Below are 26272 nucleotides of genomic sequence, written 5' to 3' on the forward strand. Positions count from 1 at the left end.
AGCTGAGTAAGTGGTTGCTTACTTGCTGCCATCCACCAGGTGGTCAACAGCGGCTTTTACTTCGTCATCCGAGCAGGTCATACACAGGCCCTTGGCCGGCATGGCGTTAAAGCCCTGGATGGCGTGGGTGTAGAGGGTATCCATGCCCTGAGCGATACGCGGGCTCCAGGCAGCGACATCACCCAGTTTCGGGGCGCCGGCTGCACCCGTGGCGTGACAGGCCGCGCAATGCGCGCTGTATACGTCGTCACCACTGCGCGCGCCACCGGTGGAAGCACTGGCCGCCGGGGCGGCAGCTGCACAGGCTTCGCCTTTCATACAGGTTTTGCCGGACGGTGCGATACGCTCAGCGATCTGCTCATCCACAGACTGGGCCACCGCGACTGCCGCGCCGGCCACCACGGCCAGCGCCGCTACAAAATTCAGTACAACTCTCATCAAATCCCCCTGAAGGCCTGTTTTCGCGGCCTGACGTATTCCGGCTGAGGTGCCACATACTTCTACCAGCCGCGCATTATAAGCATAGCGCCGCATTCTGCGAAGGCCTGCGCCGACATCTCTCGCTGCACCGTCCTGCGGCACTGGATTACAAGCCCCGTGCCCGACACTCCCAGAGCGACCCGCGACCCGCGGATTCTCGGATCCGAACCGGGCCCCAGCGGGTAGCTACACTGATTGGGATTGCTGGAAATACATCGTGTAAGACTATCGAGTAAGACTAAGGATGGTACTCCCCATGCACCGGACCCAAGGCATCGTGCCCAGCCTCTCCCTGATCCCGTCATTAGCGGTTCTGGTTTTCCTGGCTGCGCTGCCAGCGCCAGCCAGCGCCACCGAAGGTGGTATCGGCTACTATGTGCCGGGCGCCATGGCCACCCTGATCGACCGCGCACCGGTGCAACAAGGCTGGGTGTTCAAGCCCCAGTACATGCACTACGAGGGCGATTTTGGCACCGCCTCCGAGACCCCCGTGGCCGGTGTGGTGGCACTGGGACTGGATGTAGAAGTCGATGCCGTGGTGCCTGGGCTCACCTACACCTTCGACAACAAAGTACTCGGTGCCGACTACACCATCGGCGCCTTCGCCTCCTGGGTGGACGTGACTGTTACCGGCACCGTGGAGAGCAGCCTCGGCAACTTTAGCCGTCGCGATTCCGTCTCCGGGCTAGGCGACACAACCTTGATACCGGCTCTCATGGCCTGGCAGGAAGGCTGCTGGCAGTACAACTTTGCCCTGTCGGTACATGCACCTACCGGGGACTATGAGGTGGGGCGACTGGCCAACGAGGGGCTGAATTACTGGGCGATCGACCCGGTGGTGGGTATCGCCTACAGCAATCTGGAAGCCGGTTTCAACGCTTCGGTGTTTACCGGGGTGATGTTCAATGATGAAAACCCGGATACGGACTACCGCAGCGGCCGCACCTTTCACCTGGATGCAAGTGTGCAGCAGATGATCAAGGCCGGTTCCGGGTTTGTCACCCTCGGCCTCAACGGATTCTGGGCACAGCAATTCAGCCCGGACCGCAACCCGGGCCCGGGGATTTTCATCGATGAATTCAAAATGCGCTCATCCGGTATCGGCCCGGTGATCGGCTACATGCTGCCCATGGGCACCGACAATATCCTGCTGGAACTGAGCTGGCTGCCGCAGACCGATACCCGCAACAGCCCGGAAGGGGACTATGTGTGGTTCAAATTTGCCTACCAGTGGCAGTGACGACACAGCCGTAACCGGCCCGCGGCTATTCGCCCTGCACGGCCTCCACCGCGTAGGGCATCTGGTCGCGATAGGTTTCCCAGCCCTCCACTAGCGTATCCACTACGCGGCTGCCTACCCGGTAGGCGCTCTCCAGCGATAGCTGCAGCCCGGCGTAATCCTCACCCTCGCTGAGCAGGCTTTCCGCCGCGGTCATGCCCGGGTGCGGCACGGTAAAATTGCTCGCCGTGCGCAGCACCATCAGGCGGTCGTAGTCTGCCCGCCCCGCGCGGTCGAGATAGAACAGGGACTGGGCGGTGCCGGTGTCTTCCATCGCCGAGGAGACAAAACGGCCCTGCCCCTCGGTCCAGTAATCCACCCAGCGGTTGGCCCAGCGGTTCAGGTAGTCCCCGTGCCAGAAGGTCATGCCGGCCAGGTTGTCCCCCTTCAACACAAACGGCTTGCGCTGCGCATTAGGGAAATCGGTGAATGCCTTGCGGTTTTCGGCGATGGTCGCATCGTCGCCGAGCTCGGTATCCTTGGTCAGTTGGTAGGCCCACTCGGTGAGGTCGCCATTGATACGGAATACTTCGCCCAGGTTCGGCGGACGTTTTTCCGGATAGGGCCCCTTGCTGAACAGCGGGAAAATGCCCGTCGACCAGTCTTCCGGCAATTCGCGGCTGTCGATCTCGTGCATCAGGTCGCCGTCCACCAGCCACTCCGCCCAGGCCGCGGAACCAATGGACGCATCGGCCGGGTCGAACCCGGAGATGCCGGCCACCAGCCAGTAGGCCTTGCTGAGATCGAAGCGCGGATCCAGCCCCAGCGCCATCACCGCGGAGGCGGATTTGTTGGTGCCCATGCCGGTCACCATGCCCAGCACCCCGGTCTCGGGATTCAGAAACAAATCGTGATGGGACTGCGGAAAGGCAAAGCGCTGGCTCAGCTGCTGACGCTCTTTCCACAGCTGGAATTCACCGGCGGTATCCCCCTCGTCCTCGCCGATTTCGAACATATTCACCACCACGACTTTAATCGGGATGGGCTCGGTTACCGGGCCGGCTGCGTCTTTTCCGCAGCCTGTCACCGTTAGCAGCGCAAGCAATACAAGTAAAGCGCGGGAAAGATGCGATTGACAGAGAGCTTTTTTAAACATCATTTTTCTCTTGGTTTTTCAAACAAATTAGTGAGCGGCCATCACCGGTGTGGAAAAGTCACACAGCGCATATTTCTGGCAGATAAAGCCGTGACTGCGCGGCACCACGTCGCTGAGCCCCTGCATACCCGAGCGCTGAAAACGCTTCTGAAAGCGTTCCAGACGACGCGCATAATCCTGCAGCAATTCCTGTTTGGTTTCGTCGCCGACAAAACTGTGCTTGAGGGAATTGCGGGCGAGAGAGGTGAGTTCCTCCCATGACAGGTTGAACTCTTTGACCGCGACAAAATATTCATCGGTCATGTTGGAATCCCACATGCCGCGATCATCGGTCGACAGCGCAACGGGAATACCCATGCGCAGGTATTCCGGGAATGGATGCTCCCGGTAATCATCCACATACTCCAGCAACAGGTTGCTGATCAGGTTGATTTCCACCAGGTAGTCGCTGTTGCGCATCAGCAACAGCGTATCCGGATCGTCGATCAGGTTAACGCCGTGGCCGATACGGGTGGCGCCCAGCAACAGGGTGTCGCGCACATGGTAATTGGGCTCATCCACTTCACCGGCATGAATCGCCAGCGGAACGCCGGGAATGTCCCGACGCAGTTTGCGCAGGGTCGGCAGAAAACGTCGCGGGTGGCCCTTGTCGTTGTCCTCGCGGCCAACCATGTTGATGCCCACAAACAGGTCCCGGTTGGCATCCACAAAACGGTAGATCCACTCCAGGTCCTCTTCCGCATTGTCGATAAAGCGCAGCAGGTAATACTGCATGCGCGCGGTCACTCCGGTGGCCACCGCGTCGGGTTCCGCCAGACGCTGGCGAAAAATATCTGCCACTTCGTCCGGGGCAAAGGTGCTGCCGTCCGGTCGGGTATAAAAGCGGGTTCCCTCCATGGTCTCGAGATACGTCAGCCCCTCGCGGGCGAAGGCCTGCATGTTTTTCACCAGCATTTCCGCATTGATATACGGGTTGCGGCCAAGCTCGTTGAGACGCTGCCAGTGGGTCTGGAAAAATTCCTCGCGGCCCTCGTGCTGTTTATCCAGCCGCAGACTGTCCATCCAGGCGGTTTTCTCCGCGGCATTCAGTGCGCTGATTTTTTTGTATTCGCCCTGCTCACAATCAGAAAGCTTCTTATAAGAGGATGCCTGTAGATTGCGAAAGTACAGCAGGTAAGGCGCGAAGCCGAACATGTCCTGGCCGTAACCCGCACAGTTATCGATGCGTACGCGGGTGTAATATTCGTAGCCGCGATTCAGAGTTTTATCCGTGGCCAGCTCATACCACCACTCACTGAAATTGGAACCGGTCAGGTGGTTGTGCAGGTCGCCTCCCTTGGGAAGCGCGTACAGAAAGCGGTAGAGATCGCGGTCGTCCGCGGAACGCTTGAACGTTTCAAACCAGTGTTCCCGGACACCGGCGGCGGCATCTGCCGCAAACCCCAGCAGCGCGAACAGGCAACCGATCGCAGGAATCACAGGAATCACAGAAAGAAATACGGAGCGGCGCCCCCGGGTGTTTCTCACAATCAATCTCCGGCATCAGGCCAAACAACGAACCCGGTGAAAGCCTCAACTGGCGAGACTTTACCGGGCTAAACCACGATCCCAGATTCACCGGCGCAAACACCTGCAACGGTTTTGCGCGGTATCCGGTTCGCGAGATATGCGCACACTTTAGAAGTTCTTGCGGAACTCCACGCCGAGAATACGCGGGTCATTGACGAACCCGGTGAGGTTGTTGAAGTCGATCTGGCCCTTGATATTTTCTTCATCGGTGATGTTGCGGCCGAAGAAGGCCAGCTCGTAATCACCGGAGAAGCTGGTGTAACCGGCGCGCAGCCCGCCTTCAAACTGACTATCGATGGTGTATTCCTGCGCGCTATACAGGGCCAGGTGGGTTTCCCCCTGATAGGCCCAGTCGGTGTAGAAGAAGGCCTCGCCATCGTTGCCAATGGGCAGGCTGTAGCGCAACGTGAAGTTGAATACCGTTTCCGGTGCAGACTGGAAGGGGTTGCCGTCGATCAGCGCCAGGCCATCGCTGGTCAGCGGGTCGGTCACGGTGCACTGGCCCGAGCCACAGGGCGCGGTGCTGAGGTCCGCATCCTGAATGTCGGTATCGGCAAGGCCGGCACCGGCGGTAATCAGTAGGTTTTCACTGGCTACCCACTCCAGGTCCACTTCAAAGCCCTTGCCCACGCCTTTGTCCGCATTCAGCAGGCGGTTGAAGTTGCCACCGCCACCCACCGCGGTGAGCTGGATGTCGTCAATCTCGTAATAGAATACGGCGGTGTTCAGGCGCAGGGTGTCCTGTAACAGGTCGGCCTTGTAGCCCAGTTCAAATGACGTGATGGTTTCCGAGTCCGCCACCGAGGGGCTGCCCTCGAAGGCCACATCGCGGGCCTGGATAGACTGCGCGCGGAAGCCCTCCGACAGGCGCGCATAGACGCTGGCGTCGTCATCCAGCGCGTAATTGAGGCTGGCCTCCCAGCTGAGCTGGTCATCGTCGATCTCTACCGGAGCATAATCCTGTATCGCGGCAGCGCCGATCACCAGCGCAAAGCCATCCACATTCTGCTCGCCCACTACCAGCGACTTTTCATCATAGGTGTAACGCACGCCCACGGTGCCGGTCAGCGCGTCGCTGAAGTCATAGGAAGTCTGACCAAACAGGGCCCAGGAAGTATTGCCGTGGCTGACGGTGGTTGCGCCGAAGAAGCCATCGATACTGGTGACATCGAGATCGGCGTCGTAGTAGAAGCCACCCAGCTGCCACTGCAGGGGATCCGGTGTGTCGCTGGCCAGGCGAATTTCCTGGGTGACCTGGGACACGTCCGCCTGGTCTTCGGTAACCGCGCCAAACGGAATAAAGCCCGGGCCGTCGCCGGCGACACCGCCGTCGATGTCGCCCTTACTGGAGCCCTCGGCGCCTTCGTAGGCGGAAATGCTGGTCAACACCACGTCACCCAGATCCCATTCGAGCTTCAGGGACGAGCCGGCACTCTCGTACATCTGCGGGTTGTTGTCGCCATCATCGAAATACACCGAGTCGCGGTCAAACGTCGGGTTGAGCTCCCCCTGTTCACCCTGCTCGTAGATATTCGCGCGGAACACACTGGCGGTGCCATCGAGGTCGCGCTGATGCACATTGAGCAACGCGGAGAAATCTTCCGAAGGGGTCCACAGCAACTGCCCACGCACCGCCAGTTCGGTAAAGCCGCCCAGAGCATCCTCTTCACCGCTATAGGTGTTGTCGATCCAGTCACCGCGCTCCTGTCGCAGGACGGACACGCGACCGGCCAGTTCGCCATCCACCAGCGCGCCGCCAAACGCGCCTTCTACATTCGCGGTACCCAGCTCGCCGGCACCGACCTTCATGTAGCCGGTGTTTTCCATAGTGGGCTTGCGGCTATCAAACTTGATCACCCCGGCGGTAGTGTTGCGCCCGAACAGCGTGCCCTGGGGGCCGCGCACCACTTCCACCTGCTCCACGTCAAAGACCGGGAAGCTTTTCAGCACCACGTTTTCCTGCACCACATCGTCGAAGATGATGGACACCGGCTGTGACGCGGCGAGGTCGAAATCCGAATTGCCCAGCCCGCGAATATAAAAGCGCGGCGCGGCGCGGCCATTGGAGGACTCGGCGTAGAGGTTCGGCACCCGGGCCGCCAGGGCGAGAATGTCGTCGCCGGCGGCAAACACACTGTCAAAGCGCTCACCGGACAGCGCCGCGACCGAAATCGGCACTTCCTGCAAACCTTCCGCGCGCTTCTGTGCGGTGACCGTGACCTCTTCCAGCATCGCCGGTTTGCGTTTCGCCGCGGCGGTATCGTCGCTTGCGGCGGCAAACGCCGCGTGCGGCAGGGTTGCGGCGATGGCCGTGGCGAGGAGAGTCGGGGTGATAGCCTTGCTCATTGGGTCGGTTCCTTTGCAGGATCCCGGGGCTACTCACCCGGAATCCTCGGTTCTCGTTATCGTGTGCTCTTGATATGCACTGGCGCCGCTGCGATACCGCGCGGCCGCTCAGGGTCACACTCACAAGAGCAACGAACGTGCCACTTGCGCCACCGTCGCCCACGCCCGGCCATTCGCGCCCGAAACCCGACCTACCCACTGATATTCGTCATGTTTCGGGCACATAAGCCGGCGGAGTACTTTTGCCCAGGAACCGTCAGTCCCGGCGCCAAAGCCCCCGAAAACCCGTCGGCGCCCGCTAAAGCACCAATTTGGTGCCTACCGCCCAAATCGGGGCGCCAGCGTTGTACACATCCACTGGCCAGCACCTGCACAAAACCCCAATCGCCGCTTTGCCCCATCCGGGTGCTTCTGTATAATCCGCCTCCGCGCCGGCATCGCCGTGGCGCGTAACAACCGCCCGTAGCTCAGCTGGATAGAGCGTCGCCCTCCGGAGGCGAAGGTCAGAGGTTCGAATCCTCTCGGGCGGGCCATATAAAAGAAAAGGCCACCCAACGGGTGGCCTTTTCTTTTATACCGTCCCAAGCCCGAGGGCTTCGCCCAACTCCCAGGTTCGAGCCGGAGGCGCAAAGCGCCGGAGACCAGCGACCGAAGGGAGCTCATCCTCTCGGGCAGCCATCTCTCATATACCACCCCAAGCCCGAGGGCTTCGCCCAACTCCCAGGTTCGAGCCGGAGGCGCAAAGCGCCGGAGACCAGCGACCGAAGGGAGCTCATCCTCTCGGGCAGCCATCTCTCATATACCACCCCAAGCCCGAGGGCTTCGCCCAACTCCCAGGTTCGAGCCGGAGGCGCAAAGCGCCGGAGACCAGCGACCGAAGGGAGCTCATCCTCTCGGGCAGCCATCTCTCTTATACCACCCCAAGCCCGAGGGCTTCGCCCAACTCCCACTCTCAATTTTCGCTATTGATCGCTATCCAGTTCTCATCGGCCTTGCCAATATTGACCTCGACGTCTCTCTCCCAAATCTCGAACGATTTCTTGTTGTTGTTCAGGTAAAGACGACCATCAATAATCACCCAACTATCCGGGCGCGGAGGCGCCTCAAAACCCCTCGCCATGGCGTACGAGCAGTGCCCACCATAGGCCGGGATGTACTTCTCCGGATGAGCGGCAAACAGCTTGCGATTTTCTTCACTTGCGAAGCGCCAGGTAACCTCGCCCCACTCGTAAGTGATGTCAGGTGAACCTTTCACCGCTTTTTCACCCGGCGCGAGGCTGAAATAGGCCACCACATCAGCGCCCTTCAGGGCATCGCGGAAAAAGTGTGAATAGATATTTATACTGGCTGGGATTTCTACGGCATCATGCAGACTCTCGGCGATTTCATTGTTATCCGCCAGCGCGAGGGAAGAGGCAAACAGCAGGAATATCGCCAAAGTAGTACTTCGAAACATAGAACCCCCTTGAGAGTCTTGTGAAACGTGCGTTACTTATTATCGGCAAGCAAATCAACCAATCTGCTCGAGTGTATGACAAGAGCGCTTCTTTAGCGAGCACCGCACCAATATGGATACTTCGTGATGGATACTTTGTATTAGTACCAGCAATTTAAGGCAATCCGCGATATTGGAATTGAGTCATTCCTCCATTGGTACGTCAATGAATAGGAACTGATAGCGCCCCAGCCAAAAAAATCCAGCCAAGGTGAACGCTATTTCCCCTACCGGGTAACCATCAAAGTGACCCACTAAAAATTTCTATATCGATGTCGCTTTAACAATAAAAGGAAAACTGCTGTGAAGAAAATTCTAAAACGCACCGGCATCGGACTGTTCGGTATGGTCATGGCCAGCGGCGCGCTCGTCGCCCACGAGTGGTACGCTGAGAAACCGTTCTTTTTCCGCGTGCTACTCGACAGGCAACTGGTCAAGGTCGCCATCGACAGTCCGGAGATGCTGACCTCACTCGGTTTTCTCGAATCCCTGGGTATCAGAGGCCACAATGCAAAACTGGATGAGATCAGCCCGGAAAAAACCGATGCGATGTTCGCGGACGTCAAGGTGTTCCGGCAAACCCTCGATACGTATGAGGGTTTGAATGAAAGCCAGGAGCTGAGTAGAGAGGTTGCCGCCTATCTGGCTGACATGATCATTGATGCGGAACCTTTCCGGTACCACACCTACCCAGTCAATCAGCTATTTGGCGTACAGAACGGATATCCGAGCTTCATGGAAGCCCAGCATCAGGTACACGTGCTTGAGGATGCAGAAAATTATCTGTCCCGTTTGCAGGCTGTAGAATTGAAATTCGCACAGTTGCTTGACGATCTCCGTGTGCGCGAGGAGCGCGGTATCGTTCCTCCGCGCTTTGTAATCCAACGGGTGCTCGATGAAATGCGCGGATTCGTGGAAACCCCGCCGAAGGAAAACATTCTCTACGTATCTCTGCAAAAAAAGCTTGATGAAGCGGAGGCTATCCCCGCCGAAGATCGCGCTGCCGCCCTGGCGAAAGCCGAAATTCGTATTCAGGATTATGTCTACCCGGCCTACCAGGACCTGATTGGATACTTTGATAATCTTTCCGATCGCGCAGGCTCACAAGATGGCTACTGGCACCTGCCGAACGGGAGTGAGGCCTACCAGCTTGCACTGAAAATGTTTACGACTACCGATTACACCGCCGATGAAATCCATAACCTTGGCCTGTCGGAAGTGGAGCGCATCCAGGGCGAAATGCTGGATATTCTCGCCAGCCAAGGCATTAATACCGATGAGGGCTTTACTGCGGCGATGGCCGACCTGTCATCGCGTCCAGAGTTCTACTACGAAGACAGCGATGCTGGCCGCGCGCAAATTCTGGAGGATTACCAAAAGATTCTGGACGAGATCAACGCGGGGCTCGACGACGCCTTCCGTGTACGCCCGGAAGCGGGTATGGAAGTGGTAAGAATTCCGGAATTCAAGGAAAAGACTGCGCCCGGTGCCTACTACCAGCAACCGGCCATTGACGGCAGTCGCCCCGGGCGTTTCTTTGCCAACCTACACGACATCAAGGCGACACCGAAATTTGGCATGCGCACACTCGCCTATCACGAGGGCATTCCCGGGCACCACTTCCAGATCGCGGTGGCAATGGAGCTGGAAGGTATGCCGCTGATACGCCGTATGGCCCCATTTACCGCTTACACCGAGGGCTGGGCGCTGTATGCCGAGCAGGTGGCCTGGGAGCTGGGCTTCCAAGACGATCCGTTCGATAACATCGGCCGCCTCGGTGCCGAGCTTTTCCGCGCTGTACGTTTGGTCGTAGATACCGGGATTCACCACAAGCGCTGGACCCGAGAACAGGCAATCGAATACATGCTGATCAATACCGGTATGGCGGAGAGTGACGTGACTGCGGAAATCGAGCGTTATATCGTCATGCCAGGTCAGGCGACTGCGTACAAGATCGGCATGCTCAAAATCCTGGAACTCCGCGGGAAGGCCAAGCAAGCACTCGGTGAGCAGTTTGACCTCCGGGATTTTCACGATGTTGTACTGAAAAATGGTGCGGTGCCGCTGGATATTCTGGAAAAGATTGTCGACAGCTATATTGCAGACACCCGAGCCTCCGGACTCAATACCGCTACCAGCAACACTAAACGCGATAGCGCTGCATAACAGTACTGGCAATGCCAAATAGGTTCTGCGTGAGTCCTGGCCATTCAGGTAGTCACGCAGAACGTATTGCGGACAGTAGAGAGGCTACCCGGAAAAACTTGCCATAGCACAGGGTCATTTTTGCCGCTATTCCCTCTTGGGAAGTTCATCATCGATTTCCACAATACGCCGATCATAGAAAAAATGTGCATTGGATTGAAATGCCGTAGGCAACTCACCGGGATTACATTTCCGAAATAACAATTGCGACACCAACTTCCACCCCATGGCATTGGTGTTGTACAGCACATCACCGCAGCGTTTGCAAAATACCCGCTTCATTCTCTTGCTGGGATGCTGGTACTCGACCACATTTTCCTGCCCCTGCGCGATCTCAACCTTCTCAGGCTCCCAAGCAATAATCGAGTGGTAAGGTACCTGTAACAACTCGCGGCAATCCTCACAGTGGCAGAAAGCATGTACTTTCGGGTCGCCCGTGATGGTGACTTCCACCGCGTGACAGTCGCAACGCACTTTACTGGTCCGCATCTTACATTCCCTGTTTTTTGCAGAATTCATCCATAGACTCGGTCCGTTTCACCCACCATCTCATGCACGCAGGTCAAACCGGTCCGCATCCATGACCTTCGCCCAGGCTGCCACAAAATCCTCTACGAATTTTTCCCGGCTGTCGTCCTGTGCATATACCTCGGCATAAGCGCGAAGTATGGAGTTGGAGCCAAATACCAGATCCACCCGCGTTGCGGTCCACTTCACCTGATCCGTGTTGCGGTCGCGAATTTCGTAAAGGTTTTTGCCAACCGGCTTCCAGGTATTCCCCATGTCTGTCAGGTTCACAAAGAAATCATTGGTCAGCTGGCCCTTGCGGTCCGTGAAGACACCGTGGGCGGTGCCGCCGTAATTGGTGTCGAGCACGCGCATGCCGCCCACCAGTACGGTCATTTCCGGTGCGGTAAGGCCCAGTAGCTGGGTGCGATCCAGCAACATTTCTTCCGCTTGAACCACATAGTCTTTCTTCAGCCAGTTGCGATAGCCATCGTGCAGTGGCTCCAGCACCTCAAAGGCCTCCGCGTCGGTCATCGCGTCGGTGGCATCGCCGCGGCCGGGGGAGAAAGGCACGGTGATCGCAACACCTGCCGCCCTGGCTGCCTGCTCTACCCCGAGGTTGCCGGCCAGCACGATGGTATCCGCCAAACTCGCACCACTTTCCGCAGCGATGGGTTCCAGCACTGACAAGACTTTAGAAAGGCGCTCCGGCTCGTTGCCAAGCCAGTCTTTTTGCGGCGCCAGGCGAATGCGCGCACCATTTGCACCGCCGCGCTTGTCCGAGCCGCGATAAGTGCGCGCACTGTCCCAGGCGGTGGCCACCATTTCCGCAATGCTCAGGCCACTGGCGGCGATCTTGGCTTTTACCGCATCGACGTCATAGCCGGTACTGCCGGCGGGTACCGGGTCCTGCCAGATCAGGTCTTCCTGAGGCACATCCGGGCCGATATAGCGCGCTTTCGGGCCCATGTCGCGATGGGTGAGTTTGAACCAGGCGCGGGCAAAGGCGTCTGCGAGCGCGGCCGGGTCTTTGTAGAATTTCTCGGAAATTTTGCGGTATTCCGGGTCCATCTTCATCGCCATATCGGCGTCGGTCATGATCGGCGTGGTGCGTATCGAGGGGTCTTCGACGTCTACCGGCTTGTCTTCCTCCCGGATGTCCACCGGCTCCCACTGCCAGGCACCGGCCGGGCTTTTCTTCGGCTCCCACTCGTGGTTGAGCAGCATCTCGAAGTAGCCGTTATCCCACTGCGTGGGATGGGTGGTCCAGGCACCTTCCAGGCCACTGGTGACCGCATCGCGCCCGACACCGCGCTTGCTCTTGTTGAGCCAGCCAAAGCCCTGGTCTTCCAGCTCACCCGCTTCCGGTTCCGGGCCGAGCAGCGCAGCATCACCATTGCCGTGGGTTTTGCCCACGGTGTGGCCGCCGGCAGTGAGAGCCACGGTTTCTTCATCGTCCATGGCCATGCGGGAGAATGTGACACGCACATCGTGGGCGGTCTTGATTGGGTCCGGGTTGCCGTCCACGCCCTCCGGGTTCACGTAGATCAGCCCCATCATTACCGCCGCCAGCGGGTTTTCCAGGTCGCGCTCGCCGGAATAGCGGCTGCCCTCACTACCAGTAGGCGCCAGCCACTCTTTTTCCGAACCCCAGTAGGTGTCGATTTCCGGGTGCCAGATATCCTCCCGTCCAAAGCCAAAGCCGAAGGTTTTCAGACCCATGGATTCGTAGGCGATGGTGCCGGCATAGGCTATCAGGTCTGCCCAGCTCAACTTGTTGCCATATTTTTTCTTGATCGGCCACAGCAGCCGGCGGGCCTTGTCCAGGTTGCCATTGTCGGGCCAGGAATTCAGTGGCGCGAAACGCAGGTTGCCGGTTCCCGCGCCACCACGCCCATCGGCAATGCGATAGGACCCGGCCGCATGCCAGGTCATCCGAATCATCAGGCCGCCATAGTGGCCCCAATCCGCCGGCCACCACGCCTGGCTGTCGGTCATCAGCGCGTGCAGGTCTTTTTTGAGTGCCGCGTAATCCAGCGTTTTGACCGCTTCCCGGTAATTGAAGTCGGCGCCCATCGGATTCGGCTTGCGGTCGTGCTGGTGCAATATGTCCAGATTCAGTGCCTTCGGCCACCAGCCCATTACCGATGCGCCGCTGTTCGTGAGGGCACCGTGGGCAACCGGGCACTGGCCGCGCGACTGTGTTGTGCTTTCCGTCATGGTCCGAATCCTTTTGCTGAGCGATCAATGCGTGTTATTTGTTTAGGCCAATTGCAGATGGCTGCGCGGATGCAGCCGCACCTTGCGCTAGCCTTTGACAGCTCACTATGGCGCCACTCGCCGGTGCCGGTGTCCGCTTAAGCGCCAGAATTTCCCGGCCAGCGGCCTGCGCCTTGCCACCAAGAAAACGAAAACCTGTGCATACAGTTATCCACAACCAGGTTCCCCACAGTTTCGCGGGATAGACCTGTGCATATCTACTGGATATCCCGCAGCGGGCCAGTGGTGCCGTCGACATGGCTGTGGCGGTTAAATTTGCGGCAGCAGACGCGGCAAGATCCAGAGGGCGACCTGCCGCTGGTGAACTGGCTCAGTGCTCGATCGTCAGCACCACCTTGCCCACTGAAGCACCACTGCGCAGATGTTCGATGGCCTCGTGGGCGCGGGCAAACGGAAACTCACACCCCACATGCGGAGCCGGCAGGCCCAGCCCAGCGCAGCCATCCAGTAATTCCTCGAACAGGGCCTGCTCCTGCCACAGCCAGATGAGGTTGAAGGCGAGCACGGATTTATTGCTGCTGATCATGTCCATCACGTCGTAACGTGGGCGTTTTAGGTACAGCCAGGCCGCCTTGAGCCAGTTGGGTTTGTCGCCGGGAGTGAATTCGGCCGCACCGAATACCACCAGCCGCCCGGTGGGTGCCAGGGCGGCGAAGGACTGCTTCTGGATTGCGCCGCCGATGCCATCGAGTACCGCGTGTAGCGGTCGCCCGTTCAGTTGTGTGTGTAGTTGTTCGGCAAAATCGTTGCCACGTAGGATGACTTCGGAAAACCCCTGCTCGGCGAGAAACGCGCGCTTGCTTTGGGCGCTGACGGTGCCGATGGGGATGGCCCCCATCTGCGCGGCCATACGCATGGCCTGCAAGCCGACGCCGCCGGCGGCGCTCTGGATCAGCACCACCTGCCCGGGCTTTACCGCCCCAAGTGTGGCAAGGGCGTAGTAAGCGGTGAGGCTCTGCGCGGGAAAGGCGGCGCCTTCGGCGAAGCCCCAGTGTGCGGGGATTTTCCGGCAGTGTTGCGGCGGCACATCCACCACCGTGGCATAACCGCCGAAACGGGTGCAGCCGTAGACCCGATCCCCCACCTGCAAATCGGTAACGGCACCTTCGCCGAGAGCGGTGACTACACCGGCAAATTCCAGCCCGGGAATAAAACTGCCCTGCGGGGTTGCGGAGTAGAGTCCGGTGAGCGCGAAGATATCCGCGAAGTTCAATCCCACGGACTTTACCGCCACACGAATATGCGCACCGGACAGCGGCCCGAGCGGCTCATCGACCAGCTTCAGGTTACTGATAGCGCCCGCCTTTTGCGTGCGCCAGACTTGCCGGGTTTGCTGCATGAAGACTTCCTTCCAGATGTACTGTGTTTTTTGCAGGGTAACGGTAGCGGGGCACCCAACACCAGCGGACCGGATATGTCCCGCCGGTCGGTCGCCGGTTTGTTCACGTTGCGCGAGTGCTGTATAACCATACAGCACTGGGCGATAATGCCGCCCACCGCTTGAGCACACTCCCAGATATCTGAATTCCCCCATGGCCGATCCCGTCGAACTGGCACCGGACTACTACCTCAGCAACTTCCACGCGCTGGTGGACTTTGTGGTGGCGCGTTATGAAGCGCTGCTGAGCGACGACGAACGGCAGTTCTACCGTCAGTTCCGGGCGCTGACGACCAACAGCCAGCGTCTTTACGTGCGCCTGCTATCGCGCAAGGGCGTGCCCTCCTCCGCCGGCGCGCTGTTCCGGCAACACAAGCTGGCTTACGGGGAGATCAGCGATCTGCCCGCGGCGGTGGAAGAACTGGTGATCAGCGGCCTGTTGCAGCGCAACCCGTCGCTGGCACTGGCCGAAATCCTGCCGCTGTTTACCAAGCACGAACTGCTCGCCAGCAGCCCCGAGCCGCTGCCCAAAACCCTGAAACGCCCGGCCGTGGAACAGGCGCTGCTCGCGCAGCAGGCGGCGCCCATTCAAAACGCCCTGACAGTGGACGAACCGCTGGTGGCGGTGCAGGCGGCGGCGCACTTCGAAACCTTCAAGCTGCTGTTTTTTGGCAACCTGAACCAGGACCTGACCGACTATGTGCTGCGGGACCTGGGACTGTTCCGCTATGAACGCTACCCGCTCGAGCGGGAACAGCTGCCGTTTAAGGACCGCGCGCAGATCGAACAGCACCTGCGTTATTACGACTGCCTGGCAGAAGCCGAGTGCGCGCTGGCCGCCGATGCGCCCGCGATCAATGCACTGGCGGCGCAGCTCCCCGCCGGTATCGACGGCGACCGCACCCTGCACCGACGCCTGGACCGGCTACGCCTGACCCTGGCGCGACAACTGGAGCGGCTCGATGCACTGGATGACGCCGATGCGCTGTACCGCCTGTGTAGCCGCCCGCCGGCGCGGGAGCGGCAAGCGCGGATCGCGGTGGCCCGTGGTGAACCCGCGGCCGCGCTGGCCCTGTGTGCGGAGATCATCGCCAACCCGCACAACGAGGCGGAACGCGCGTTTGCACGGAATTTCGGGCACCGCACCGCGAAGAAAATCGGCGACGGTGATACCTGGCCGGCACCGCGCCGACACAAACCGCCAACGGACACCGTCGCGCTGCCCCCTACCGGGGCGCGGGTAGAACTGCTCGCCGCGGAACACCTTGCGCCAAGCGCCTCGGACGATCACTGCTTCTACGTGGAAAACACCCTGTTTAACGGGGTACTGGGTCTCGCGATCTGGGACATTCTGTTCGCGCCGGTGCCGGGGGCTTTCTTCAATCCCTTTCAGGTAGCGCCGAGCGACTTCCGCACCCCCGATTTTTATCCACAGCGCAGCGCCGCACTTGAGGGCCGCCTGGCAGAACTGGCGCGGGGAAACCTGAACCGCTGGGTTTGGCAGCACTTTCACGAAAAGCACGGCATTGCCAATCCGCTGGTGGCCTGGGAAGCCTTGCCAGAATCCCTGCTGACGCTGGCGCTGGAGCGTATACCCACGGAACACTGGCTGGCGCTGTTCCGCCGCCTGCTGGGTGATATCGCCCATCACCGCAACGGCCTGCCGGACCTGATCCGGTTCCCCGCGGCGGGCAGCTACGAACTGGTGGAAGTCAAAGGCCCCGGTGATCGCCTGCAGCAAAACCAGCAGCGCTGGCTGGCCTACTTTGCCACGCACCAGATCCCACACCGGGTTTTGCATGTGGAGTGGGCAACGCCGTGAGTGAGTCTCCAGCAGAAGCACAAGAACAAACCGCGCTCGACACCACGCTGCAACTTTCCGTGGGCGAGCTGGTGGCCTTCGCCTGCCGCAGCGGGGACCTGGTGGGCGAGCCCTCCGGCGGGCCCACCGCACAAGAGGGGATACGCGCGCACCAGCGACTGCAGAAAAAACGCCCCGCGGGCAGTGAAGCGGAATACCGCCTGCAGGAAACCGTGGAGCAGGACGGCCAAACCGTGGTACTCAGCGGCCGGGTGGATATCCTGCACCCCCAGCCGGACCTGCACCGCGCGGCGCAGCTGGACGAGATAAAAACCACCTATGTGCCGCCGCACAAACTGGCGGAATCCGCCCGCGACCTGCACTGGGCACAGCTGAAAATTTACGGTTTCTGCTACGGGCTGCAACAGCAGTTCTCCGCCGACACGCCGCTGGCGCTGCAGATGCTGTGGCACAACCTGAAGGAAAAAAAGACCTACCCCGAATCCCGCGAGTTCCGCTGGCACGAGCTGGAAACCTTCGCCCGAACCGCGCTTTCCACCTACCTGCAGTGGCACCGGCGCTGGCAGGCCCACCGACAGGCGGTGCGCGCCTCCGCGCGCGCACTGGCCTTTCCGTTTGCGGAATACCGGGCGGGCCAGCGCGCACTGGCGGTGGCGGCCTACCGCTGCCTGCGCGATGGCGGTGAACTGCTGGTGGAGGCTCCCACCGGTATCGGCAAAACCATCAGCACCCTGTTCCCGGCGATCAAGGCCGTGGGGGAAACAACCCTCGACCAGCTGATGTATCTCACCGCGAAAAATTCCGGCCGCCAGGTGGTACGGGAAACCGCCGCGCGGCTGCACGCCGGCGGGCTGACCCTGTCGGTACTGGAACTGCAGGCGCGGGACAAAACCTGTGCCTGCAATCTTGGCCTGTGCAGCCGCGACGATGCGGGTATCTGCCCGCGTACCCGCGGCTTCTTCGACCGGTTGCCGGAAGCGCGCCGCGCCCTGCTGGGGCGCCCGCTGCTGACGCCGGAGGTGATTGCCGAAGAGGCGGACCGCCTGCAGCTGTGCCCGTTTGCGCTGTCGCTGCAGATGTTGCCTTGGGCAGACCTGGTGGTGTGCGACTTCAACTACGTGTTCGATCCGCTGGTGCAAATGCACGGCCTGCGCGACGCGCGCCTGCAACGCGCGCTGCTGATCGACGAAGCGCACAACCTCAGCGACCGCGCGCGGGCCATGTTCAGCGCGAAACTCAGCCGCGCGGATAGCCGCCGTGCTGCCGCCGCCTGCAAGGGTTCCCACCCCGCGCTGCAGCGCGCTATTCAGTCGTTGGTGCGCGCACTGGATAGCTGGGTAGAGCAGCGGCGGGAATCGGGGCAGCAGGCCGCGCCGCCGGGCAAGCCAGAAAAGATTGAAAAAGTAGACGAGAAAAGAGTCGCAAGAGAAAACGGAAAAACAACCGAACTGTGGATCACCGCGCTCGCCGATGGCGCGCCCCACAAGGTGAGCGCGGCGGTGCACAAGGTATTGCTGGTGGTGAGCCAGTTGTGGGAGCAGTCGCAGGCACCACCGGAAGCCATTGTCGACTGGCTGCGGGCCCTGTTCCGCTACCAGACTGTGGAGCAGCTGGCGGCAGAGCACCACCGCTGTATTACCCGTGCGCAACACCTGCCAAATCGCGACAGCCGCTGGCGGGAGCAGGAAATTGAACTGCTGTGCCTGAGTGCCGCCGACTACCTGCAACAGGCCTACGCGCTGTTTCACAGCGTCATCGCGTTCTCTGCCACCCTGCGCCCGCCGGGCCATGTGGTTCGGCAACTGGGGCTGCAGGCGGAGGCGCCGTATCTCGCCCTGCCCTCGCCGTTTGCGGCCGAGCAACTGGGGCTGTTTGTGTGCCCGTTTGTAGACACCCGCTACCGCGCCCGCCAACGGGCCAGTGACACCCTGGTGGAAATGATTGCGCGCACCTATCGCAGCCGCCCGGGCAACTACCTGGTGTTCTTCCCCTCCTACCGCTTTTTACAGCAGGTGGCCGAGCGCTTTGCCGCGCAGTACCCGGAAATTCCGCTGGTGCAGCAGGCTTCCGGCAGTTCCGATTCGCAGCGCAGCGCTTTTCTGGACAACTTCCAGAGTGGCCGCCGCAGTCTGGGATTTGCCATCATGGGAGGCGTGTTCGGCGAGGGCGTGGATTACGTGGGCGAACAGCTGGTGGGCACCATTGTGGTGGGTGTGGGCCTGCCGCAGGTCAACGAAGAACAGGAACTGCTGCGCGCGGCCTGCGAACAGCGGGGCGAAAACGGTTTCGATGCGGCCTACCGCTACCCGGGCCTGACCCGCGTGCTGCAAACCGCCGGCCGGGTAATCCGCAGCGAGAGCGACCGCGGCGTGGTCATCCTGGCCGACAACCGTTTTGCCGATCCGTTTTACCGCGCGCTGTATCCGCAGCACTGGCACCCGCAGACCTGCAATAATGGCCACGCACTTTCCGCCGCCCTCGATCATTTCTGGAATGGGTAAATCGCAAACGCCATGGGTTTAGACCGCACCTTTTACCGCCGCAGCCCGCAACAGCGACCGCAGCAAAACGTCACCTTCAACGATGTGCGCAAGCGTTTTGATTTTCGCTCCATTGCCATCGGCCGCTGGGTGACCGAAGCGGAAAAAGCGCGCGCGGCGGGCCTGTTTTACGATGCGCTGGTCGACCTGATGACGATACTGCAGGGGCCGGAGTTGCTGGTCTCCCTGCGCGGTACCCTCGCTTTCCAGTACGGCACCGGCGGCCGCCCCGGTGTCTCCGCCCATTACGAGCCGGCGACGCGCACCTTTGCCCTGGCCAAGAATGCCGGCCCCGGTTCCATCGCCCACGAGTGGTTTCACGCACTGGACCATTACCTCGCGGACAAGGCCTTCAGTGATGCATCCGGCAAGCGCTTTGCCTCCGAGGCCTGGTTGCGCGATGCCACCCCGGTGCCGCACCCCATCAACGATGCACTGTTCGCCTGCTTCCGCGCGATCATGCTGGATGAAAGCGGGGAAAACCCCAGCGACCTGTTTCGCGCATCCAAAGCCGCAGATGCGGCCAACGGTTGCCTCTACTACGCGGAGCCCGCCGAAATGTGCGCGCGCGCCTTCGAGGCATTTGTACAGGATGCGAGTATTGCGAATAACTTTCTGGTGGCGGGCACCAAGGCTACAGAGGAGGCCAAGCTGGGGCTCTACCCCAGCGGTGCGCACCGGGCACGGATCAACGGGGCATTTCGCCGGTACTTTGATTTGCTCGGGCGCGCCCTGCATGGGCAGCCGGTGTGACAATGCAACCGCTGCCGGGAGTTGGGATTGGACTTGGGTTAGGCCAGCGCCTTGAACAGCAGCGCCGCACCGGATAACGCCAGCAGCCAGCGGCAGATGCGCAGGAACGCGCGTTCATCAAGGAGTCGCTGCACACGATAGCCGAGGTAAACACCAAGGTAGGCCACCGGCGATAGCACCAGCGCGGTCACCAGCAATTCCCGGCTCCACAAACCCGCGAGGGTGTAGGGCACCAGTTTGACCAGGTTCATCACCCCGAATACCACCCCCGCCGTGGCCAGCCAGGTGAGCTTGGGCAACCCGCGCCCGATCAGGTACATATTCAGCGGCGGGCCGCCGGCGTGAATCAGGGTACTGGTAAGCCCCGCTGTAGAGCCCCACAGCCAGGCACTGCCGGGCAGTCGCGCGGCCAGCGGTGCCAGCTTCTGCCAGAAGGCGAACAACAGGCTCAACACCCCCAGTGACAGGGTGAGCGCAAACGGCGATACCCAGGCCAGCAGCCAGCCACCCAGCGCAATGCCGAGCACCGCCGCGGGCAGCAGTTTTTTCAGTTCCTGGGCATTACGGTGCTGCCAGTAATAGGCAATGGTGCGTCCATCCATGATCAGCAGGATCGGCAGCATTAACGCCACTGCGGTTTCCACCGGCAGCACCAGCGCCAACAGCGGCACCGCGACCACGCCGGCGCCGCCGGCAAAGCCGGATTTGGAAATGCCGGTGAGCACCACGCCCAACAGGGCAAGCCCCCAGAACAGGGGGCTGCTACTGATGACGGTCATTGGCTGTCCAGCATGGTCTAGCCCGGCGTGCGCGGCAGGTCGAACCAGAGGGCGCTGACACCTTCTGCGTCCGCTGTCAGTTGCAGGGTTTCTTCCATCACCCCCAGTCCGTCACCGGCGGCGAGCTCGCCATCGTTCACACCGACACCGCCGTCAATCAGGTGCAGGTAGCCCACGCCCTTGTCGGCGGTGAGATCGATGGTTTCGCCAGGCGCCAGTTGCAGGCGGGAGATCGCCGCATCCTGGTGAACCGTCAGTGATCCGTTTGCCCCGTCCGGGGTCACCAGCGGGGTCAGTGCCCCGTTCTGCGCAATCGCTTTCTGTTCATAGCCGGGAGTCAGGTCCCGCTGGTTGGGGATAATCCAGATCTGCAGGAACTTCAGCGGTTCGCTGGTCGAATGATTGAACTCGGAATGGGTGAGCCCGGTGCCTGCGGTCATGCGCTGCACTTCGCCGGCAGGCACCACAAAGCGATTGCCCATACTGTCTTTATGTTCGATCGCCCCTGCCAGCACGTAGGAAATAATTTCCATATCCCGATGGCCGTGGGTGTCAAAACCCGCACCCGGCGCGACGGTATCGTCGTTGATCACCCGCAGCGCGGAAATGCCCATGTGCTTCGGGTCGTAGTAGTGACCGAAGGAAAAACTGTGGCGTGAGTCCAGCCAACCGAAATTCGCCTTGCCGCGCTCGTCGGCACGTCGTAGGTAAAGCATCTTGCCGTCCTCCCTATGTTGGGCCCGTTGTGAATGGCCCGTTTGACTGACATGGCGTCACTATACGAAGGCAGACACCGGGGATAAATTGAATTTATTGGGATAAATCGTTCGATTTAGGGAGGGCGTGCCCGGGCGGGCTGTTACGCAGTTGTGCTGCTGTGCTGTGGCACGGAAGGCAGGCAAACGGCCCCGACGGTATCCGCCGGGGCCACACCAACCGGTTGCGGTTTGGTGTTACTGGTTGGCGTTACTGCTTGGCGGCGATAAACCGATCCATCTGCACTTCCAGCATTTCCATCGGCAGTGCGCCGTTGGCCAGTACGGCATCGTGGAAGGCGCGCAGGTCAAAGCGATCACCCAGTGCCTTTTCCGCTTTCGCACGCAGTTCGCGAATCTTGATTTCGCCCATCTTGTACGACAGCGCCTGTCCCGGCCAGGAGATGTAACGGTCCACTTCCGCACGCACATTCGCCTTGGACAGCGAGGTGTTGTCCGCAAGGAAGTCCAGCGCCTGCTGGCGGGTCCAGCCCTGGGAGTGGATGCCGGTGTCGATCACCAGGCGCGCGGCGCGCCACATTTCATAGCTCAGGCGACCGAACTGCTGATAGGCATTTTCGTAAACCCCCATCTCTACGCCGAGACGCTCGGTGTACAGCGCCCAGCCCTCACCGTAGGCACTCAGGTACAGGCCGCGGCGGAAGTCCGGCACATTTTCCAGTTCCTGCGACAGGGCGCCCTGCAGATGGTGGCCGGGCGCGGCCTCGTGCAGGGTGAGCGCCACCAGTTCGTACATGGGGCGCTGGTCCAGCGCGTGGGTATTCAACCAGTAGGCGCCGCCGCGGGTGCCTCCGATGGCCGCCGGGTTGTACGAGGCGGTGGTGTAGTTGGGGGCGATCTCGTCCGGCACCGGCACCACACCGTAGGGCAGGCGCGGCAGCTTGCCGAAAAATTCGGGCAGGCGGTAGTCGATGCGCTTGGCGATATAGGAGGCCTCTTTCAGCAACTCCCGGGGGGTCTCGGCGTAGAACTGCGGATCGGTGCGCAGGAATTCGGTGAATTCGTCAAAGCCGCCATCAAAGCCGGACTCCGCGATCAGCTGGTTCATTTCCTCACGGATACGCTTCACTTCCGCGAGGCCGATTTTGTGGATGTCCGCGGGCGCCATGTCGAGAGTGACATAAGTGCGGATTGCGTGGCGGTAGTAATCTTCGCCACCGGGCAGGTCTTCTGCGGCCAGGGACTCGCTGGCCGCATTCATGTAGTCACCTTCGAGAAAGGTTGCCACGCGGTCAAACGCGGGAATGGCATGCTCCCGAATAGCCGCGGCAGCGGCCTTCTGCAGGCGCTGTTTTTCGCTGGCCGGGAAGTTATCCGGCAGGTCGGTGAAGGGCTCGTACAGGCTGCTTTCTGTGGGGTCGGCATACACCTGGGCACGCACCGTAGGGGCAATGCCCTGCACCACAATTCTGGGCAGTACGAAGCCGTCGGCAATGCCCGCGCGCATATTCGCCAGGTTCTCGTCGAAGTAGCGGCCGAAATCCTGAATGCGCTTGATGTAGTCCTCGTAGTCGGACACCTGCGGCATATTCAGGCCGCTGCTGGCGTCCAGCGCCGAACTCCAGAAGCTGTAGAAGGTATTGACCGGGATGCGCTCGAGATACAGCTTGTTCGACTCGATGGAATTTTTCAGTACCCAGGTGAGCAGGTCCTTGTTGACCCGCTCGGCCGCATTCAGCTGGCGGCTGTCCACCTTGTTGAGGCGCGCAACAAACGCCTCTTCCGCCTGCAGGCGGCGGCTGCGGTCCGCCGGTGCCACACCGGGCAGGCGGTCGCTGTACCCTTTCTCGCCCATGCGGCTGGCGGTGATGGGGTCTTCCCGCAGGCTGTATTGCCAGTGGTCGTCAATAATGGCCTGCAGCTGTGCCGACGCCGTGGCGGCGTGTGCGGCAGGCGCGACCAGTGCGGTCACAAGCAGGAAAAAAGACCACAGCCGCACAGGCTGTGTCAGGAACCGTCGGAACATGATGTATCTCTCCGAAATGCACAATCGAGCGTAGTGATTTTGCGCACGACTGTACCACGGCCACACGTGATAGAGAGGCCCCGCGGAAGCGCCCCGGGGCTAAACGACGGCTGCGCTCGACCAACCGGTGGCGCGTAGAGAAATATCCTGTGAATCGCGGGTTGGCCCGGCACAAAACCGGGCCAGTGCTGGTTTCGGTGTTAGCCGATACTCTTGATCAGGCCACCCTCGGCCCTGACGCTCGCGCCATTCACCGCAGCACTCAGCGGCGACGCCAGGAAGGCGACCACCGCGGCGATTTCGTCCGGCTCGATAAAGCGCTGTAGCAGTGAATCCGGCTCCGTCTCCCGGAAGAATTCCCCCACAAACTCATCCTCGGATTTTCCCTGCCCCGCGGCACTCTCCTTCAGCCACTGGCTGACCCCCTCGGTGCGTGTCGGCCCGGGCAGTACCGAATTGACCGTGACATTGTTGCCGCAGCCCCGGGTCAGGTTCGCCAACCCCCGCCCCATCACGATCTGCGCGCCCTTGGTCACCGAATAGTGCACCATGCTTTCCAGCCCGCGCATGCCGGCCTCACTGGCGATATTGATAATGCGGGCAAAATCCTGCTCCAGCATTTTGGGGAAAAAGTGCCGGCTGAGGCGCACGGTACTCAGCACATTGATGTCGAGGAAGCGACGCCACTCTTCGTCAGAAATCTCGGCAAATGGCTGGGGATTGAAGATCCCCATATTGTTCACCAGTACGTGCAATGGGCCGTGCTGTTCGATTTCACCGCACACCCGTGCGCTGTCTTCGGCGTCGGCGAGGTCGCCGTCGATGGCGATCACCTCGCCGAGGCCCGCCAGCTCCTGCGCCACCTCCGCGGTGCCCGAGCGTCCGTTGATGATTACCCGGGCGCCCTCTGGCAGCAGCGCTTCGGCAATGGCCCGCCCGATGCCTTTGGTGGAACCGCTGATAAATACCAGTTTGCCATCAAGCTGCAGATCCATTGCACTTCCTTCCCTGTTGCTGAACCGTGTATCGCACCGTCGGTGACGACCTGTGTTAGCGGGGCTGCGCCGGCCGGCGGCCCCACTACTGAGCGTAGACTCAGCGCTGCAACCCGGGTACTGCCTGCGCCCTTTTTGCCCCCGCGCACCAGCGCCGTGCACTGCCGCCCAGCGCAACCACTCAGCCCTGCCAGCCCTCCTTTCACCGACTTATTACTTTACAAACCCGCGCCAACGCGATTACCTATCCGGCTAAACCACTGTGATCCAGCGGTAATAACCCGATAACAATAAGCAGGCATCCCGCCGCAGCCCCCGTATCCCGGCGGCACAGCTGGCGCAGGTATGCGGGGAGGACAATGGATAGAAGACGCTTCATCAAACTCGCCGGCGTCGGTGCGGGTGGAATTGCGCTGCCCCTCTATGGCGCGCAGGTTTCCGCCGAGCAGCTGATCAATGGCGGTATGGACGTGGGCAGAAAGAAAGCCCTCTCCGACATCGTTCTGAATGCCGCGCGCAAGGCCGGCGCCAGCTATACCGATGTGCGCATCGGCCGCTACCTCAACCAGTTCCTGCTCACCCGCGAAGCCAACGTCGAAAACATCGTCAATACCGAGTCGTTCGGCGCCGGCATCCGGGTGATTGCCCAGGGCACCTGGGGCTTCGCCGCCACCAATGATCTCACCGAGGACGGGCTGGCCCGTGCCGCGCGCCAGGCCGTGGCAGTGGCCAAGGCCAATGCCCGCTACCAGACCGAGCCGGTGCAACTGGCGCCGGTGAAGGGCGTGGGCGAGGTTTCCTGGCAGACTCCCATCATGAAGAACGCCATCGAGGTGCCCATCCGCGAAAAGGTGGACTTCCTGATGGACGTGAACCAGAGCGCGCTGAACGCCGGTGCCAGCTTTATCAATTCTGCCCTCTACCTCGTGAACGAGCAGAAATACTTCGCCTCCAGTGACGGCTCCTACATCGACCAGGATATCCACCGCCTGTGGGCGCCGATGCAGGTCACGGTGGTGGACAAGGACAGTGGCCAGTTCAAGACCCGCGACGGGCTGAGCACGCCGGTGGGCATGGGTTACGAGTACCTCGACGGCCGCGCAGCCGACAAGATCGCCGGCCCCACCACCCTGTACAAAGACTCTTACGATATGGCGGAGGATGCGGTACTGGCGGCGGAACAGGCCAAGGTCAAGCTGTCGGCCAAATCCATCGACCCCGGCAAGTACGACCTGGTACTGGAGCCGATGCACCTGCGCCTGACCATCCACGAATCCGTGGGCCATCCGCTGGAGCTCGACCGGGTACTGGGCTACGAGGCCAATTACGCGGGCACCTCCTTCGCTACCCTCGACAAATGGCGCACCGGCAAGTTTCAGTACGGCAGCGACAGAGTCAACTTCTTCGCCGACCGCACGCAACCGGGCTCACTGGGCGCCGTGGGCTACGACGACGAAGGGGTCAAGGCGAAGCGCTGGGACCTGATCAAGGACGGCGTGCTGGTGAACTACCAGGCCACCCGCGACCAGGTGCATATGATCGACCAGAAGGAATCCCACGGCTGCTCCTACGCCGATAGCTGGTCCAGTGTGCAGTTCCAGCGCATGCCCAACGTCTCCCTGGCACCGGGTAAGGAAAAGTACTCGGTGAAAGACATGATCGGTGACGTTGAAAAAGGCATTTATATCGTGGGGCGCGGTTCTTACTCCATCGACCAGCAGCGCTACAACTTCCAGTTTGGCGGGCAGCTGTTTTACGAGATCAAGAACGGGGAAATTGTCGGCCAGGTAGAAGATGTTGCCTACCAGTCGAACACACAGGAATTCTGGAATTCCTGTAGCGCGATCTGTGACAGCAGCGATTACCGCCTCGGCGGTACCTTCTTCGATGGCAAGGGCCAGCCCAGCCAGGTCAGTGCTGTTTCCCACGGGTGCGCGACCACGCGCTTCGACAACATTAACGTGATCAATACCAAACGTAAGATCGGCTAAACGGACAACAATAAA

Annotated in this window: 18 protein-coding genes and 1 tRNA gene; 7 read left to right on the forward strand and 12 right to left on the reverse strand. The window is 60.7% G+C overall.

Going from position 1 to position 26272, the window contains the following annotated elements:
- Positions 1-18: 18 nt before the first annotated feature.
- Entirely contained in the window at positions 19-438 is a 420-nt protein-coding gene (locus AU182_RS01065) for a cytochrome c5 family protein (RefSeq protein ID WP_066959522.1), read from the reverse strand.
- A 298-nt stretch (positions 439-736) separates the two neighbouring features.
- On the opposite strand from AU182_RS01065, the gene AU182_RS01070 reads away from it, so the two are divergent.
- Positions 737-1720 (forward strand): transporter, encoded by a 984-nt coding sequence (locus AU182_RS01070; protein WP_066961901.1) that lies wholly within the window; start codon positions 737-739, stop codon positions 1718-1720.
- Positions 1721-1745: 25 nt separating this feature from the next.
- Here the strand turns inward: AU182_RS01070 and AU182_RS01075 are convergent, their stop codons facing one another.
- The 3 genes from AU182_RS01075 to AU182_RS01085 form a co-directional block, all read right to left on the reverse strand.
- Positions 1746-2786 (reverse strand): purine nucleoside permease, encoded by a 1041-nt coding sequence (locus tag AU182_RS01075; RefSeq protein WP_227718071.1) that lies wholly within the window; start codon positions 2784-2786, stop codon positions 1746-1748.
- A gap of 96 nt (positions 2787-2882) precedes the next feature.
- On the reverse strand, positions 2883-4382 hold the full coding sequence (locus AU182_RS01080) for an adenosine deaminase (protein WP_227718072.1): 1500 nt from the start codon (positions 4380-4382) through the stop codon (positions 2883-2885).
- Between the two features lie 150 nt (positions 4383-4532).
- Positions 4533-6770 carry a TonB-dependent receptor gene (locus AU182_RS01085; RefSeq protein WP_066959525.1) on the reverse strand — a complete coding sequence of 746 codons (2238 nt, stop codon included), beginning with the start codon at positions 6768-6770 and terminating at the stop codon, positions 4533-4535.
- A 456-nt stretch (positions 6771-7226) separates the two neighbouring features.
- On the opposite strand from AU182_RS01085, the gene AU182_RS01090 reads away from it, so the two are divergent.
- Positions 7227-7303: transfer RNA gene (locus tag AU182_RS01090), tRNA-Arg, on the forward strand.
- 419 nt (positions 7304-7722) lie between these two features.
- On the opposite strand, the gene AU182_RS01095 is transcribed toward AU182_RS01090, so the two are convergent.
- Entirely contained in the window at positions 7723-8226 is a 504-nt protein-coding gene (locus tag AU182_RS01095; protein WP_066959527.1) for a YHS domain-containing (seleno)protein, read from the reverse strand.
- A 342-nt stretch (positions 8227-8568) separates the two neighbouring features.
- Between AU182_RS01095 and AU182_RS01100 the strand changes: the two genes are divergently transcribed.
- A complete protein-coding gene (locus AU182_RS01100) occupies positions 8569-10431 on the forward strand; it encodes a DUF885 family protein (RefSeq protein WP_066959529.1) in 1863 nt (620 codons plus the stop codon).
- A gap of 126 nt (positions 10432-10557) precedes the next feature.
- Here AU182_RS01100 and AU182_RS01105 read toward each other — a convergent pair whose 3' ends face one another.
- The 3 genes from AU182_RS01105 to AU182_RS01115 form a co-directional block, all read right to left on the reverse strand.
- A complete protein-coding gene (locus AU182_RS01105) occupies positions 10558-10959 on the reverse strand; it encodes a GFA family protein (protein WP_066959530.1) in 402 nt (133 codons plus the stop codon).
- Positions 10960-11019: 60 nt separating this feature from the next.
- Positions 11020-13197, reverse strand: coding sequence for a catalase/peroxidase HPI (katG, locus tag AU182_RS01110; protein WP_066959532.1), 2178 nt, complete (start codon positions 13195-13197; stop codon positions 11020-11022).
- 370 nt (positions 13198-13567) lie between these two features.
- Positions 13568-14596 carry a zinc-binding dehydrogenase gene (locus AU182_RS01115; RefSeq protein WP_066959534.1) on the reverse strand — a complete coding sequence of 343 codons (1029 nt, stop codon included), beginning with the start codon at positions 14594-14596 and terminating at the stop codon, positions 13568-13570.
- Between the two features lie 193 nt (positions 14597-14789).
- Here AU182_RS01115 and AU182_RS01120 point away from each other — a divergent pair, with 193 nt between their 5' ends.
- The 3 genes from AU182_RS01120 to AU182_RS01130 are packed head-to-tail and all read left to right on the forward strand — an operon-like array spanning position 14790 to position 19750.
- Positions 14790-16457, forward strand: a complete 1668-nt coding sequence (locus tag AU182_RS01120; RefSeq protein WP_066959536.1) for a VRR-NUC domain-containing protein — start codon at positions 14790-14792, stop codon at positions 16455-16457.
- On the forward strand, positions 16454-18958 hold the full coding sequence (locus tag AU182_RS01125; RefSeq protein ID WP_227718073.1) for an ATP-dependent DNA helicase: 2505 nt from the start codon (positions 16454-16456) through the stop codon (positions 18956-18958). Before AU182_RS01120 ends, AU182_RS01125 begins: the two co-directional genes overlap by 4 nt.
- A gap of 12 nt (positions 18959-18970) precedes the next feature.
- Entirely contained in the window at positions 18971-19750 is a 780-nt protein-coding gene (locus tag AU182_RS01130) for a CLCA_X family protein (protein ID WP_066959540.1), read from the forward strand.
- Positions 19751-19788: 38 nt separating this feature from the next.
- On the opposite strand, the gene AU182_RS01135 is transcribed toward AU182_RS01130, so the two are convergent.
- The 4 genes from AU182_RS01135 to AU182_RS01150 all read right to left on the reverse strand — a co-directional run bounded on the left by AU182_RS01135 (position 19789) and on the right by AU182_RS01150 (position 24266).
- Positions 19789-20529, reverse strand: a complete 741-nt coding sequence (locus AU182_RS01135) for a sulfite exporter TauE/SafE family protein (protein ID WP_082859131.1) — start codon at positions 20527-20529, stop codon at positions 19789-19791.
- Between the two features lie 17 nt (positions 20530-20546).
- Positions 20547-21245 carry a pirin family protein gene (locus tag AU182_RS01140; RefSeq protein ID WP_066959542.1) on the reverse strand — a complete coding sequence of 233 codons (699 nt, stop codon included), beginning with the start codon at positions 21243-21245 and terminating at the stop codon, positions 20547-20549.
- A gap of 250 nt (positions 21246-21495) precedes the next feature.
- Entirely contained in the window at positions 21496-23271 is a 1776-nt protein-coding gene (locus tag AU182_RS01145; RefSeq protein ID WP_066959544.1) for a DUF885 family protein, read from the reverse strand.
- A 200-nt stretch (positions 23272-23471) separates the two neighbouring features.
- Positions 23472-24266 carry an SDR family NAD(P)-dependent oxidoreductase gene (locus AU182_RS01150; RefSeq protein WP_066959546.1) on the reverse strand — a complete coding sequence of 265 codons (795 nt, stop codon included), beginning with the start codon at positions 24264-24266 and terminating at the stop codon, positions 23472-23474.
- Between the two features lie 359 nt (positions 24267-24625).
- On the opposite strand from AU182_RS01150, the gene AU182_RS01155 reads away from it, so the two are divergent.
- Positions 24626-26257, forward strand: coding sequence for a TldD/PmbA family protein (locus AU182_RS01155; RefSeq protein WP_066959548.1), 1632 nt, complete (start codon positions 24626-24628; stop codon positions 26255-26257).
- Positions 26258-26272: the final 15 nt, after the last annotated feature.

This window comes from Microbulbifer sp. Q7 (genome assembly GCF_001639145.1).
Taxonomy (GTDB): Bacteria; Pseudomonadota; Gammaproteobacteria; order Pseudomonadales; family Cellvibrionaceae; genus Microbulbifer.